Source organism: Leptotrichia sp. oral taxon 847 (assembly GCF_001553645.1).
GTDB lineage: Bacteria > Fusobacteriota > Fusobacteriia > Fusobacteriales > Leptotrichiaceae > Leptotrichia.
Genome location: NZ_CP014231.1, coordinates 1,508,046 through 1,524,381, shown reverse-complemented (window position 1 = coordinate 1,524,381; position 16,336 = coordinate 1,508,046). Strand labels below are relative to the sequence as shown.

General features: G+C 30.8%; 12 protein-coding genes. All 12 read right to left on the bottom strand.

Annotated features, from left to right (window positions below; all coding sequences use genetic code 11):
• Positions 1 to 21: 21 nt before the first annotated feature.
• Positions 22 to 3,099: an efflux RND transporter permease subunit gene (locus AXF11_RS07050; RefSeq protein WP_068156384.1), complete on the bottom strand. Its 3,078-nt coding sequence runs from the start codon at positions 3,097 to 3,099 to the stop codon at positions 22 to 24.
• Positions 3,100 to 3,153: 54 nt separating this feature from the next.
• Positions 3,154 to 4,350 (bottom strand): efflux RND transporter periplasmic adaptor subunit, encoded by a 1,197-nt coding sequence (locus AXF11_RS07045; RefSeq protein WP_068156381.1) that lies wholly within the window; start codon positions 4,348 to 4,350, stop codon positions 3,154 to 3,156.
• 33 nt (positions 4,351 to 4,383) lie between these two features.
• Entirely contained in the window at positions 4,384 to 5,652 is a 1,269-nt protein-coding gene (locus AXF11_RS07040; protein WP_068156376.1) for a TolC family protein, read from the bottom strand.
• Positions 5,653 to 5,669: 17 nt separating this feature from the next.
• Positions 5,670 to 6,260, bottom strand: a complete 591-nt coding sequence (locus AXF11_RS07035; RefSeq protein ID WP_068156374.1) for a TetR/AcrR family transcriptional regulator — start codon at positions 6,258 to 6,260, stop codon at positions 5,670 to 5,672.
• A gap of 374 nt (positions 6,261 to 6,634) precedes the next feature.
• Positions 6,635 to 7,825, bottom strand: coding sequence for a M50 family metallopeptidase (locus tag AXF11_RS07030; protein WP_068156371.1), 1,191 nt, complete (start codon positions 7,823 to 7,825; stop codon positions 6,635 to 6,637).
• Positions 7,826 to 8,575: 750 nt separating this feature from the next.
• A complete protein-coding gene (gene yqeK / locus AXF11_RS07025; RefSeq protein ID WP_068156368.1) occupies positions 8,576 to 9,142 on the bottom strand; it encodes a bis(5'-nucleosyl)-tetraphosphatase (symmetrical) YqeK in 567 nt (188 codons plus the stop codon).
• Positions 9,143 to 9,152: 10 nt separating this feature from the next.
• A complete protein-coding gene (locus AXF11_RS07020; protein ID WP_068156364.1) occupies positions 9,153 to 10,763 on the bottom strand; it encodes a CTP synthase in 1,611 nt (536 codons plus the stop codon).
• 350 nt (positions 10,764 to 11,113) lie between these two features.
• Complete coding sequence (locus tag AXF11_RS07015) at positions 11,114 to 12,097, bottom strand: class II fructose-bisphosphate aldolase (protein ID WP_068156360.1); 984 nt, start codon at positions 12,095 to 12,097, stop codon at positions 11,114 to 11,116.
• 105 nt (positions 12,098 to 12,202) lie between these two features.
• On the bottom strand, positions 12,203 to 12,934 hold the full coding sequence (locus AXF11_RS07010; RefSeq protein WP_068156358.1) for a GH25 family lysozyme: 732 nt from the start codon (positions 12,932 to 12,934) through the stop codon (positions 12,203 to 12,205).
• Positions 12,935 to 13,140: 206 nt separating this feature from the next.
• Positions 13,141 to 14,412, bottom strand: a complete 1,272-nt coding sequence (serS, locus tag AXF11_RS07005) for a serine--tRNA ligase (protein WP_068156355.1) — start codon at positions 14,410 to 14,412, stop codon at positions 13,141 to 13,143.
• 38 nt (positions 14,413 to 14,450) lie between these two features.
• Positions 14,451 to 15,191, bottom strand: coding sequence for a hypothetical protein (locus AXF11_RS07000; RefSeq protein WP_231724667.1), 741 nt, complete (start codon positions 15,189 to 15,191; stop codon positions 14,451 to 14,453).
• 124 nt (positions 15,192 to 15,315) lie between these two features.
• Positions 15,316 to 16,323, bottom strand: a complete 1,008-nt coding sequence (gene lpxK, locus AXF11_RS06995) for a tetraacyldisaccharide 4'-kinase (RefSeq protein WP_068156349.1) — start codon at positions 16,321 to 16,323, stop codon at positions 15,316 to 15,318.
• Between the last annotated feature and the right edge of the window lie 13 nt (positions 16,324 to 16,336).

The window sequence follows — 16,336 nt, the reverse complement described above, 5'->3', positions numbered from 1 at the left end:
TAATCTTTTATAATAAATTATTTATTTTCTTTCATATCCTTTTCTTTCTTCTGCTTTTTGCTGTCTTCTTCTTTCTTCTCTTTCTTTTTGTTTTTGTTCTTTTCTTTCTTCAACTAATGAATACAACACTGGTGTAAAGAACAATGTCAAGACCGTACAGAATGAAAGTCCAAACATTACTGCAATCGCCATACCTTGATAGTATCCCGAACTTCCCTTGTTTGAAAATACCATTGGAAGCCATCCTAATATCGTTGTAAGTGTTGTCATAAGTATTGGTCGAAGTCTCGAACCACAGGCTTCTACTAAGGCATCATGTATTGACCAGCCTTTTTTCCGCAATCCTGCAACGAAATCAAGCATTACAATCGCATTATTAACCGCCATACCAAATAACATCAAGATACCAATCATAACGAACATACTAAGTTGTACTCTAGTTATCGCTAGTCCAAAAATTACTCCAATCATTGAAAGTGGCAATGTTGTCATAATCATAATCGGCAAGATAAATGATTCCAACTGAACTGCAAGTACCGTATAAATTAAAGCAATCGCAAGTAACAAATCTTTCATAATCTGTCCACCCATTTCAGCTTGATTTTTAGCTTGTCCTGCTGTCCCAATTTTATATCCAACTGCTGGGTTTGTTTTTTGGAATGATTTTTGAATAAATGCTGCAGCGTCATTAAATCCTTTTGAACTGTCCAAGTTTGCACCAATTGTTACAATTCTTGAACCATTTTCAGTTGAAATTGACGAAGCACTTTCTTCAAACTGCATTGTTGCGATATCACTTAACCTAACAAAAGTCCCCTGATTAGTTTTTATCTCTAAATTCATAATTTTATCCAATGAATTTTTTTGACTTTTTTCTAATTCCAAGACCACATCCAATGTTTCTGTACTCTGAGTTACGTCAATTGGATTTGCAGCTCCAGCAACTGTCATATAAAGCATTTGTGTGATATCTGTTACACTTATTCCATAACTTTCAGCTTTAACCCTGTCAACTTCTAATTTAGCTTGTGGATAACCACCTTCTGTCGAAGATTTTATATCTTTGAACCATGACTGCGTTTTCATATCAGCCATCATAGCGTTTGCTATTCTTTCCAATTCTTCCTGATCTTCCCCTTCAATTTGGAACGAATAATCTTTTTGTACCGAACGTCCTCCTGATTTTTGAGGAACTACTGCAAGTGTAACGTTTGGTAAATTTTTTAATTTATCTCTGACACGAGCCATCGCTTTCATCGTATCTTTTTTAACGTCGACATTAACTATTGCTGCTTGTTTCATAGCAATTACATTGACATCTTTAGTAGCGGGATCCGCTTTTACAACCGCTTCCATCTTATTTGCAATATCCTCTGACACGCTTAAATCAAGTCCTGTTGCAAGTGAAGCTACCACTGAGTATTGATTGTCATCTATTGTAGGGAAAAAAGTTGTCTTTACTGTTTTTCCTATTCCAAATACAACTATCACAAACGCTATTATTACTCCTATTACAGTTTTCCATCTGTTTTCCAATACTTTTCCTACAAGTTCTCTATATTTATCTCTAAAAGCGTTGAATTTAACAGCTTTTTCAGCATTTCCTGAGATTTTTTCTACATCTAGAAACAAACTTGAAGCCATCGGAACCAACAGCATGGCAACAACTATTGAAGTGGACAGTGCAAACATCATTGATAATGCAATACCCTTAAATACTTCTTTTGCTAGTCCTTCAAACAATATAATCGGTAAAAACACGCAAACTGAAGTTGCGGTGGAAGCCATCATCGGCAGTATTACTTCATTTGTACCACGAACAGCTGCAACATTTGCCGGTTCTTTGTTGATCTGAATGTGATCAAATATGTTGTCTAACGTAACAACTCCATTATCTACAAGTGAACCTACTGCAAGTGATAGTCCCATTAACGAAACCATATTTAGAGTTACTCCTTGTGTTGCAAGCAAAAAGAAAGTAAACATTGCCGAAATTGGTATTAACGCTCCCACAACAAGCGACGCTCTAAGATTTTTCAAGAAGACGAAAAGTACTATAATCGTAATTATAATTGCCTGTATACCTGAACTTGCGACATTTTTTATTGATTCACTAACTTGTTCACTGTTATCAACTATTACTGTATAATCTGAACCAGATGGAAATAATGGTTTTGCTTCTTTCAGTGTCTGTTTTGCTCTGTTTGCAACTTCCACTAAGTTACCATCTTTACTTTTCTGAATCATAACTGCGACCATATCTTTTCCGTTATACGATACATATGCCTTTTTATCTTCTGTTCCGTATTCCACTTTGGCGACATCGGCAAGTCTTACGGTTTTATTGTCTTTATTTGAAATAATTATATCTTGAATTTGAGAAAGTTCTTTTATTTCTCCATCCACTTTTAAAATAAATTCTTTTGAACCATCTGTAATCGTACCTGCTGGTGTAATCGAGTTAGCTGCTTTTATTTTACTGTAGATTTCTGCTGAAGACAAATTATATTCTTTTAATCTAGCTGGATCCAGCCAAACTTTAATCTGTCTTGTCGCATTCCCCATTATCGTGATATTTCCTATCCCTCTATTTCTTTTTAATCTTGGTTGTAATGTTTCTTCCACAAATGATGTTATAAGTGGCTGATTTTTACCCGTAATTCCTATCATTAGCGCCATATTTGAGTTACCTGTCGCATCCATTTTTGAAACTACCGGATCACTAAAGTTATCATCATTAGGCAAATCACCTTTAATTTTATCTATTTGTGTTTGAACTTGGACTTGTTTAATATCCGTGTTTACACCGTAGTTAAATTCGATTGTAACTACTGATGAACCATAAGAAGATGAAGTTGTAATATTTTTAATTCCATCTACATTTAATGCCGCATCTTCTAATTTTTTTGATACTTGTGTTTTTACGTCCTCCGCTGTTGCTCCCGTCCAAGTAGCGTTAATAACGACTATCGGTATATCAAAATCTGGTATTCTTTCCTGTTTCATACCTGTCATTGCCACCCAACCAGAAAAAATCATAAATATAAGTATCATAGTTGTGGATACAACTCTTTTTGTTGCAAATTCTGCTACTGTCATTTTTTTTCACACGACTAAAAATCGCATGCTCCTTTCACTAAATTTAAAAAACAATTATCTGACAATTCTGACTTTTTCATTTTCTTGTACTACATTTTGTCCATCGACGATCAATTCTTCTCCAGAAGCCAATCCTTGTCCTGTAACCGCTGCAAAAGTTTCATTTTGATTTGTTATATTTATAGGGATCGACACTGCTTTTCCATTTCTCACAACATAAATAATCTGTTGAACTCCTCTTACAACAATGGCTTTTTTAGGAATTACTAACCCATTTTCAGCTCCTGTTGAAATATTGGCTTTTGCATACATTCCACTTTTTAGTTCTCTATTTTCATTTGGAAGTTTTATTTTTACAATGAATTGTCTACTTGCCGAATCAGCTGTTTGCGATACTTCATAAACTATCCCTGCGACTTCTTTTCCCTTCAAATCATCAATTTTTACAACTGCTGGTGAACCAATTTGTATTTTTTGAACTATGTCAGCCGAAACCCCGATTTCCAGTTTCATTTCACTTTCATTTACCAAAGTAAATAGTTGCTGTCCATTTGATACTTGCTGGCTTCTTTCCAGATTCATATTGGCGATTACTCCTGCAACTTTTGTTTTTATACTTGATTTGCTATTTGTGTCCCTTGCTGTATCAAGATCTGCTTGTGCTGAATTTAAACTGTTTCTTCTGGCAGACAGCGAATTTACTGCCGTATTGTAACTGCTTCTTGCTGAATTTAATTTAGCCTGTGCTGCACTTAATTGTGTTTTTGCCTGTAAATAATCAGTTTCTGTTATTAGTCTCTTTTCATATAACATTTGATATTTTCTAAAATTTATTCTTGCTTCTTCGACAGCAGCTTGGGCTGAGCTTATGTTTCCTTCTGATGCACTAATGTCAGCTCTTGCCGAACTTATATTTGATTCAGCTGTTCTCACATTTGAAGTTGCCGATCTCACTCCAGATCTGGCCGCCTGATTGTCGATTGAGACAATCACTTGACCTGCGCCCACATAATCTCCATTTTGTGCATTTATCGCCACAACTTCTCCACTTGAAGTTGCTGTATATGGTATTTCTTCAATCCCTTTTATCGTTCCACTTGCAGAATATCCCAGAGAAATTTCATTTTGACCTAGCATTTGAACTTTTACTGGTCTTGAATTACTTGACGTTTTTGGTTTTTTCTTTCCACACGAAATTGCAAACATCGCTAAAATTGCCATTACCATAACTATTTTTTTATTTATTTTCATCTTCTCCTCCTACATTTTTTCTAGTCTAAATTATTAATCCAAAAATGCTCCGTATTTTGATACCAAATAATAATAATTTAATTTTGCCTGAGCGTAATTTACACGAGCTTGTCTTAAATTAGTTTCTGATTGTAATAAATTTTCCATTGTAATAAGACGATATGAATATCTTTCTTTTTCCATTTCATATGCTTCTTCAGCTTTTTGCACCGCTAATTCCAATGCTTTTATACTTTTTTCAAGCGATCTTAACTGAAAATAAGTTTTTCTCATATTTGCAGTAACTGTATCGAGCGTTTGGTCCACTTGTACTTCTGAAATTTCCTGAGATTTTCTTGCATATTTTACACTATTTTTTCTTTCGCCCCAATCAAATATATTCCAGCTAAAATTTACTCCTGCAGAACTTGAAAAGTTTTTTGTTCTAAAAAGATTTCCAAATCTATCTTGCCCTTGAAGTGTTCCATAATTTACAACTCCATTGACAGTAGGTTTAAACTCCGCTTCTTCTACTTTTATATTTTTTCTGCTAATATCATTTTGCTTCATTGCAATCTTATATTCTGTGTTATCAGTTTTTAGTTTAGCCAAATCTTCGTCCAATTTAATCGTCGAAGTAAAGTTTTCATCCACTCCAAAAGGCACTATTTCAATTTTTGAGCTATCTTTTACTCCTATCAAGATTCCAAGTGATTCTTTTGAAACTTCGATATTTCCCTCCTGTTCCACAATTTGTGCCTCAACGTCGGCAACACTTCTTTGAGCCTCTGTAAATTCAGGCTTTGTCGTCATTCTCAAATCATATAATTCCTGCTGTGTCTTCAAATTTTCATCTAATGTTTCCTTAGATTTTTGTAAAACTTCTAATGTGCTCATAGCATCATAGACATCAATATAAGCTTTAACTGTCTCTAGAATTGTATCTTTTCTCACTTTGTCCAAATTAAGCTGTGAAAGCGTCAATTTATCTTTACTTATCTCATGGCCCAATGTTAATTTTCCACCTGTGTAAATTGGTTGCGACAAAGTCAAATAATGTTGAAACTTTTCTCCTGTTTTGGAAAAATTTTTATCTAAATACGTATTTGCACCAGCTGTATATCCCACTGTAAAAAACTTTTTAGACCATGCTTTATCTACATCAATTTTGCTTTGTTCGGTTTTTAACATCCCTATTTTAATATCTTTATTATTTTTAATTGCCATTTCGGCAGCGTCCTGAATTGAGATTTTTTCTGCAAAAGCTGGTATTGCAATAAACAATAATAATGACACCAGTATTCTCAAATTATTTTTTTTCATTTTTCCTCCTAGTAAACTTATCTTAATGCGCTATCTATAAATTTTGTAAATTCTTTAATTGCCTTCTTGCTTCTATTTTCAAAATCTTCATCTATTCCTTTATTTTCAAAAATTTCTTGAAAAAAATAACTTTCTATTGAAGAATTTATATATTTTGAAATAATTTCCGAGTTCCAAACTTTTTCATTTTCATATTTTTTCATAATACTATCTTTGATAAAAGTTGTATAAAGAACATTTATCCTATTTTTAAATTTATCAATTTGACCTGATTTCATAATATACAAATTTTCCAATTTCATATTTCGCACATATTTTAAAAATAACTCCATCCTTCGTTCCAAAAATTCGTACAAAATTTTGGAAGGCTCTTTTGAAACATTTATTTTTTTTAGTAAATTTTCAATTTCAATTTCAATTTTTTCTAAAATTGAAAATAAGACATCTTCTTTTGTCTTAAAATAAGTATAAAAACTTCCTTTTGAAATTCCCACTTCCTTTGTTATTCTCTCAATTTTTGTTTCCTCGTAACCATTTACTCTAAACAATTCCCAAGATTTTTCTAAAATTTTATCTCTTTTTTTCTTTTTTTCACAATTTCTAGCCAACTTTTTTCTCCTAAAATCATATTTTTTTACCTAAAATGACTAATAGGTCATTTTATATATAATAAATATAATATAATTTTTTCCCCCTTTTGTCAATATTTTTTTTATTTTTCATTTTTCACATTTCTTCTCAGCTACAAATTGTTACTTTGCTTAATACAGCTTTTTTTATTTTTTATACAAGGGGGGAACGACCGCCATTCTCCCTTATAATCCCCACACTCGTTTAAGTATTTTTTGGAAAAAAAGCCGAAACTCGCACTAAACGTGCTCAAACAATCATTTTTACTCAAAAAAATCACGATACCTTATTAGTAAACTACTCCCACTTCTATAAGTGGGAGCTTCTTGCTAAGATTTGTTAAAAAAATTTTCTAAAAATACTTTGTTATATCGAAAAATACGATTATTAACATTAAAATCATTAAAAATATCATTCCAATGATATGTATTTTTTCCTCGATTTTTTTATTAATTTTTATTCCAATAAATTCTGGCAATACGAATAGGATTCTTCCTCCGTCAAGAGCTGGAATTGGAAGTAGATTCATTATTCCGATATTTATTGAAATTAAAATAAATATTCCAAGCAGAGCTAACAAGCCTCCACTACTATAAGCCAAATTCACTATTTTAGGAAGTCCTACTGGTCCTGTCATATCTTTTAGTGCAACTTTTCCTGTAACTAGCATTTTTACACCGACAAGCGTCATTTTAAAATACTCTTTAAATGTATAAAAAGTTGAATGGAATTTTTCACCTAAAGTCAGTTTTTTTTGTAAAACTTGTATTCCAAGTAAATTTGATTTTGCTTCATTGTAATAGGTCAATTTTACATTTTGTGTTATTTCTCTATTATTTCTCAATATTTTCAGTGAAATATCTTCATTCTTATAATTTTTACTAATTTTTGAAATTTCATCAGTCATTTCTTTCCAGTTTTGAATTTTTTTTCCATTAATTTCCAAAATTTTGTCATTTATTTTTAACTTTCCACTAACTTTTGAATCATTTCTAACTACTCCAACTACAGCTTTAGTAAGTACCATAGGCTTCATATTTGTTATTGAAAGCATTATAAAAATTGCAATTATTGCCGAAACAAAATTCATTACGACCCCGGCAATTAGAACGATAAATCTTGCAAACGGAGATTTTTTATAAAATCCGTTTTTAGAAATATAACTTTGTCTTTCCTTTTCTTCTTTCAGCACCAAATTTAGCCTTTTTTCCACTTCATCCACAAATTTTTCATCATCAAATTCCACATTTTTAAACTCTTCTTCGTCTTTTAATTTTTTGGCGATTTCATCGATTTTTTCTTTTTTTAAATTTTCAAAGTCAAGCTCCTCTGGCTGCATTCCTCCAATATTGACAAATCCTCCAAGTGGCAAAGCCCGTATTGAATAGACAGTTTCTCCTTTTTTCCGTGAAAAAACCTTAGGCCCCATCCCAATTGCAAATTCAAAGACAGGCATTCTAAAAAATTTTGCTGTCAAAAAATGCCCCAGTTCGTGAATTAAAATTATAATTCCAAGCAATATCAATGTCAAAATTATACTCATAACTATCTCCCTTTTCTATCTTTTTATTCATCTAGATTATCACAACTTTATAAAAAAAGCAAATTTTTTTATTTATCAGATGGTTTAAAAATTTTAGGGGCAGATTTTTTAATTTCAAATTTTTTAGGTTATTCTTGATTACAAGATGTTATTTTGTTTAATATTATTTTTTTATTTTTTACATAAGGGGAAAGGACCGCCATTTCCCCTTATAATCCCCACGCTCGTCTAAGCATTTTTTTGAAGCAAAGCCGAAACTCACTTCGTTCAGACAGACGTCTTTACTCCAAAAAAATCACGACACTTTTGTATGGTAGTAAAATTTAAACCGTCGGAGCATTTTTATGTGCTGACAAAACTGTTTGAGCACGATTAGTGCGAGTTTTTTGGCAGTGCATAAAAATGTCGAAGACTAGCCGGGGTGCAGGGGTGCGGCGATGAGCACTTCTGCTTAAAAAAGAAAAAATTATTTTAGTAACTTTCTGGATTGAATGAAAAACTTAAAATAAGATTTTTTATTTACCCCTAACTATTTTACTCTGACTTATTTATCAATAGAATAAAAATTTTAGGGATAAATTTTTATTTTAATTTATTTTTTATTATAAGATATTATTTTAATCAATATAGTTTTTTTATTTTTTACATAATGACAAATAGCGGTCCATTTCCTTAAATAAAAATAACAAAAAAGTTATTTAAAAATATTAAATTTTCAAATAACTTTTATTTCTGTTTTTAAAAAAACATTTACTTCAAGACAGAATTTCTCAACTTAATAATATTTGGATGAATAACTGTATCTCTGTCCAATAAATATTCCAATTTTTTATCAATTTCAAATTTTATTGCCAAATCCAAATCTTTTGTTGCCAGTTCTCTTGCTGTTTCCACGCCGTCCCAATCCCTTTTTTCTTCAATTGCATCAGCAAGATAGATGATTTTGCACAAAGTTGTCATATTTTCAGCGCCAATTGTGTGATATCTTACTGCATCCAAGATTTCCTCATCGTCTACTTCAAATAAATCATAATTTTTTTTCACAAATTCAGCCCCTGCAAATCCATGCAAAACCGCATTTGTCTTAAAAATCTTATTTTCAATTTCAGGATACTTTCCTTTTACTAAATCAAGCATTTGAGGTAATTCAAAAAATTTTGCCACATCGTGAAGAAGAGCTGCAACTTCTGCTCTTTTCGTATCCACCTTGTAAATTTCTGCTAATTCCTTTGCACATTTCACCACTCTTTCCACATGAGCATATCTTTTTTCATCCAAATACTTTTTCACATTTTTTCTAATTTTTTGAATATCCATAATTTTTTCCCTACTTTCCTTCACTTTTTTTTATGGCAGCTTTTATCCATCCCGTAAATAACGGATGCGGTCTATTCGGTCTACTTTTAAACTCAGGATGATATTGACAAGCCACAAAATATGGATGGTCTTTAATTTCTACGACTTCCACATACTTTCCATTTGGTGATAATCCCACAATATCCATTCCAGCTTTTTCAAATTCTTCTCGGTATACATTGTTAAATTCATATCTATGTCTATGTCTTTCAGCAATTTCAGTATTTCCATAAACTTTTGCAGCAATACTGTCGTCTTTTAACACACACGGATAAGATCCAAGTCTCATCGTTCCACCCATATCCTCAATTCCTTCTTGCTCTTCCATAAGGCTAATTACAGGGGTCTTTGTATTTTTATCAAACTCTGTCGAAGTCGCATTTTTATAGCCAAGTACATTTCTTGCAAATTCCACACACGCCATCTGCATTCCAAGACAAATTCCCAAAAATGGTATATTATTTTCTCTTGCAAATTGTATCGCATCTATTTTACCTTGAATTCCTCTATCACCAAATCCTCCTGGAACCAAGATCCCATCATAATTTGAAAGTACACTGATATCAAAATCTCCCGCTTTGAAATAGTCAATTTCAACTTTTGTATCAAGGTTAAATCCAGCATGTTCTATTGACTCATGAATACTTATATAAGCATCTTTCAATTCCACATATTTTCCTACAACTGCAACTTTCAACGTTTTTTTTGGATGTTTAAATTTATTTACCATTTCACTCCATTCCTTTAGAGATGGCTTTTTATTTTCCAAATTAAAATGTTTACATATTACATCAGCAAGCCCTAGTTTTTCCATTGTTAGTGGAATTTCATAAAGACTTTCGGCATCTTCCGATTCAATCACAGCTTCTTCGTCAATATCACAGAATATTGAGATTTTTTTCTTGATACTTTGATTTACTGGATGTTCACTTCGCACAACTATCACATCAGGTGCTACTCCCAGTCCTTGCAGCGTTTTTACACTATGTTGAGTAGGTTTTGTCTTAAGTTCTCCAGCAGCTTTTAGATAAGGCAACAAGGTTACGTGAATATATGCAATATTTTCTCTCCCGACTTCTCTTTTCCACTGTCTAATCGCTTCAATAAAAGGGTCACTTTCAATATCTCCAATTGTCCCACCAATTTCAGTAATTACAAAATCTGCACCAGTTTTTTCTCCAGCGAGTTTGATATTACTTTTAATTTCATCAGTAACATGTGGAACTGTTTGAACCGTACGTCCCAAAAATTCCCCTTTTCTTTCCTTTGTTATAATTCTTGACATTATTTTTCCCGATGTAAGATTGTTATACTTTGTAAGATTTTCATTGATAAATCTTTCATAGTGTCCCAAATCCAAGTCAGTTTCTGCACCATCTTCCGTTACAAAAACTTCTCCGTGCTGATAAGGACTCATTGTACCTGGATCCACATTCAAATAAGGATCAAACTTTTGTATTGTAACTTTGTACCCTCTCTCTTTCAAAAGTCTTCCAAGCGATGAAGCAACAATCCCTTTCCCAAGCGAAGAAACAACTCCACCTGTAACAAATATATATTTTGTTTCTCCTTTTACTTTCATTTTTCCTCCTCGTTATTATCCAGTTTAATATTAATGCCATTTTCTATCTTATTTCTATCTTATTCATTTTTTTTATTAATTTTAAATATTTTACAAAAAAAAGATGAAAAAAAAAATTTTCATCTCATTTTAAAGACTGAACTTTCCATTTCTTACGGTACAGGTTTCTTGAAAAATATGCGTGGATTACTAGCCACATATATTTATCAAGTTACCTCCATAATTTCTACGGTTTATATATTTTTTAAATATTAATGCAGATTTATACGGAAAAGCTAGTAAATAATCAATAAAAATCACACTAACTTTCCCTTTTTGAATTAATTTTTTAATTTTTTTAATTAAAATTATTATCTTGCAGAACCTGCTTTGTAAGCACCATCAGATCCGAATACATTTTTGATTTTATCTTTATAGTAATCTCTGATATAGTTTTTAGCTGGTCCTAAATATTTTCTTGGGTCAAATTCTTGAGGTTTTTTAGCAAACACTTCTCTAACTCCTGCAGTAAATGCCAATCTTCCGTCAGTATCTACGTTAATTTTAGCTACTGCTGATTTAGCAGCTTTTCTTAATTCTGAATCAGGTATACCAATTGCATCGGCTAATTCTCCACCATATTCTTTAATCATTTTTACGAATTGTTGAGGTACTGCTGAAGAACCGTGTAATACGATTGGGAATCCAGGAATTCTTTTTTCAATTTCAGCTAAGATGTCTAATCTTAATTTAGGATCTTCACCTGGTTTAAATTTATGAGCTCCATGAGAAGTTCCAATTGCGATTGCAAGTGAGTCAACTCCTGTTTTTGAAACGAAATCTTCAACTTCATCGGGTTGAGTGTAGATATGTTCAGCTGCTTTTACATCATCTTCAACTCCAGCCAAAACTCCTAATTCAGCTTCAACTGTTACATCGTGTTGATGAGCGAAATCAGCAACTTTTTTAGCTTCTGCAACATTTTGGTCGTATGGATAGTGAGAACCATCATACATTACTGAAGAAAATCCATATTCAATACAATCTTTAGCTTCTTCAAAACTTGGACCATGATCTAAGTGCAACGCTACTGGAATATCAGATCCTGCTGCTTTAACATAAGCTGTCGCAGCTTTAGCAATCCAAGGCAACATTTCTTTACCAATGTATTTTCTAGCTCCTGTAGAAACTTGTAAGATTACTGGAGAACCAGTTTCAACAGCTGCTTCAATAATACCTTGTAATTGTTCCATATTATTAAAGTTAAACGCTGGAACTGCATACCCTTCCTTGTTTGCTTTAGCGAACATTTCTTTAGTGTTTACTAACCCTAAATCTTTAAAATGATATTTCATTTTTTTGCCTCCTAAATATTTTAATTAATAAATTAATTTTCCACTTATATGTTACCAAATTTTTTTACAAAAATCAATAATTAAAATAAAAATAATTTTTATTTTCTAATCCAATCTACTATCTTTTATTAGCTGCTCTACCGTAAGCCCTTTTTTTAATACATTTTTATCAGTGTACCCCGGAATTCCTTCAATTCTTCCCTTTTTAGTAGTCTGCCAAATTATCCATCTTCCGTCTTCTGCTATTTTTGGATAGTATTTGTAATCCGTTATCCAAAGTTTATTTTGCAAAAATTCACCTTTTATATAACCATTATATGTTTTGTAATTTACATAAAAAATCACTTTTTTCTGATAATAATTTTCCAATTTTTGTACCATCTTTTTTAACTCTGTCAAAACTTCATTTTTTTTATATTTTTTTGTAGAAATCTCTAAATCTATAATTGGTGGCAAAGTTTTGTTTGAATATGGAACTTTACTTATATAAAAGTCCGCTTGAGCCTCTCCACTACTCGTCATAGTAAAAAAATGATATGCACCCACTGTAAATCCATTTATTCTGGCATTATTCCAATTATATGAAAAATCTGAATCTAAAAAATTTTGACCTTCTGTTGCTTTCAATACAATAAATTTATACTTTTTAGGTACTCTATTCCAATTTACTTTATCCTGATGATGTGAAATATCAAGACCTTCAACAGTATATCCTTTTAACATAGCTAAAAAATCATTATGATGTAAATAACCATACCATTCCAGAAAAAGTACGATTCCTCCAAAGATTATCATAACTACCAAAAATTTCAAAATATTGAATATAATTTGCTTCATGATTTTCCTCCTTTTTAACTCAATTTACGAATTTTAGTCAAACAAATAAAAATATTTCTTTTAACTTTTATTTTATAGGAAACAGTCATTTTTCACTTAATCATTATTTCTACAACTCAATAAATCCGGTTTATAGTATTTGTTTGATAAAATTGGTAATTAAGCCAATTTCAATCACTTTTTATGACAACCCGAAGAAATTTTTTCTATTTAATAACTGTCATTCCACCCATATAAGGCACCAATACTTCTGGTATTTTTATACTTCCATCAGCTTGTTGATAATTTTCCATAATCGCAAGTAATGTTCTTCCCACTGCAAGTCCCGAACCGTTTAATGTATGTACAAAATGACTTTTTTTAGTTTCTTTATCCCGATATTTTATCATAGCACGTCTTGCCTGAAAGTCTTCAGTATTTGAACAAGATGATATTTCTCTGTATTTATCTTGACTTGGTACCCAAACTTCCAAATCGTAAGTTTTTGCCGCACTAAATCCTATATCTCCACTGCAAAGTGAAATCACTCTATATGGTAACTCCAATTTTTGCAATATTTTTTCTGCACTGTTTACCATTGTTTCAAGTTCATCATAAGAAGTTTCAGGTTTTACAATTTTTACCATTTCAACCTTATTAAATTGATGTTGACGAACCAGTCCTTTTAAATCACGCCCACCTGAGCCAGCTTCTTTTCTAAAGCAAGCCGTATATCCGCAGTAATGCTTAGGTAATTCTTCTTCATCTAAAATTTCCCCGTTATGTAAATTTGTAAGAGTTACTTCTGCTGTTGGAATCAAATACATTTCTTCACCTTCAATTTTATAAGCATCTTCGGCAAATTTGGGAAGCTGTCCAGTTCCAACCATCATTTCTTTTTTTACAAGCTGCGGCGTAAAAATTTCTTCAAAATCTTCTTCTTGCGTATGAACATCAATCATAAAAGCAATTAACGCTCTCTCAAGTCTAGCAGCTGCATTTTTATAAACTGTAAATCTTGAACCTCCCAATTTTGCACCTCTTTCAAAATCCAAAATTCCAAGATTAACTCCTAATTCATCGTGAGATTTTATTTCAAAATCGAATTTTCGTGGAGTTCCCCATTTTCTTATTTCCACATTGTCATCTTCGTCATTTCCAATTGGCGTATCAGGACTTAATTTATTTGGAATTGTATAATTCAATAAAAGTTGTTTTTCATCATTTTCAGCCAATTTTTGGTCCAATTCTTTTATTTTTGCGCTCACTTCCTGCATTCTTGAAAGCAGTTCAGTCGTATCTTTTCCCTCTTTTTTATATTTTCCGATTAACGAACTTGATTCATTTCTCTCCTTTTTTAACATTTCCACTTCTTGCAATAGATTTCTTCTCACTTCATCATATTTTAAAAGTGCATCCAAATCAAAATCACTTTTTCTATTTTTTAAAAATTCTTTTACTTTATCCGCATTTTCACGGATATATCTCATTTCTAGCATCTTTTTTCCTTTCTTTTTTATTTTTTTATTTTTTGTTTTTAAATAAAATTATATAATATTTTTTTACTTTCTGATAATTTTTTAGAACTGTAATCTTTTTCAAAATTTATTTTTTTCACATTTTGAATATTATATTTTTCCACAATTTTATCAAAGTTTTCCACATAAATTTTTTTATAAAGTGCATCTACTTCATTTTCCAAAAAATACTTTATATTTTTTTCACATTCAAAATCCAAAAAGCAAAATTTAGATTTTGTAAAATAATTCAAAATATTTTTTAATATTTCTTCCACATAAAATCTTACATTTGAATATTTTTCGCCATTCTCAAGAACAATTTTTTCAACCATTTTTTCTGCAAAAAAAGTTTTTATAAATTTATTTTCGTCAGCTGAAATAAGTGAAAAATTGTATAAAATTTCAAAAAATTTTTTTTTATTTTTGTAAAATAATTCATTTCCAAGTTTTAGTGCATGAATGCTCTCCCTGTTAAAAAGACTTCGTACAAAACTATCTTCCAACTTTCTAATCTCAACTTTGGAAAGTCTTTTTACATTTTTTCCCTTTTCCATAAATGTTTTTTCAAATTCACTTCTTATGTTTTCCAGAACTTTTTCATTTTTTTTTTCATTTTCACAATAAATATAAGCTAGTTCAAGTAGAAATGAAGGTTCTTTGCGAATAATCTTAAAGTTTTTGTCCAAAACAAAATATTTCCTTTTTTCAAAATGATTTTTATGTTCTAAAATAAATTGTGAAAAACTTTTTATCTCCAAAATTTTCTCCTTTCGTTTTTTAAATGTACTAAATCGTCCTTTTCTATTTTTTTATTTCTTAAATTTTTTATTTTTTAGCTTTTTTAACTTTCTAAACTTTTAATCTTTCTATTTTTTAAAATTTTTAAAGACTTTTTAGCTCAAATTTCATTTTTAAAATTAACAAATTTTCTATTTCTTTTTCAATTTTAACTGCATCCTTTTCAGTTGTAACGACAAAGTCATAATTTTTACTTTTTTTTTGAATTTCTACAAAATCTTCAAAACTATATAAATGATGGTCAGAAAATTTTATTTCATCCAAATTTTGGGGTTCCAAATCTTTTATAGTTTTGTAAAAAACCGCAGGATTTGCGATGGATGAAAAAATTAAAATATTTTTATTTTTTATAATATTTTTAGAAATTTCATTTTTTTTACTTTCACTATTTATTTTACCAAATTTTTTGTCTTTTTCAAAATTTAATTTGTACAAATAATCACTTTCAAAGGTAGCGAAAAAAATTTCTTTTCTATATTTTTTTATTTTCTCCAAAATTTTTAAAATTTCATTTTTTCCCACATAATTACTTTTAGTAATAATTATTTCATCCGCACGATTGAGTGCATCCACTGACTCTCGAAGTCTCCCCTTTGGCAGATATTTCTCATTTCCAAAAGGATTTGTTGCATCAATTAAAACAATATTTTTATCTTTCAAAAGTTTTCTGTGCTGAAACCCGTCGTCCATAATGACAACTTTAACACCACAATTTTCTTTTAAAAATTTGACACCTTTATATCTATCTCTTGACACAACTACTGGAATTTCAAAATTTTCAGCGTGAAAAAATGCTTCGTCTCCCGATTCTTTTGAAGTACAAAAAATTTTTTTCTCATCTCGCACTAAGAGCAAATCTTTTTCCCTTTTACCCTTATAACCGCGACTTAAAATCCCAACTTTTATATTTTTTTTTAAATACTCTTTTACAAAATACTGTACAGCTGGCGTTTTTCCAGTCCCTCCTGCAACAATATTTCCAATACAAATCACTTTTACCCCATCAACTTTTTTAGATTTTAAAATATTCAAATCATAAAGTTTATTTCGTAAAAATACTAAAAATTCATATATTATTGATAATAATTCCAATTTTTTCTCCAAT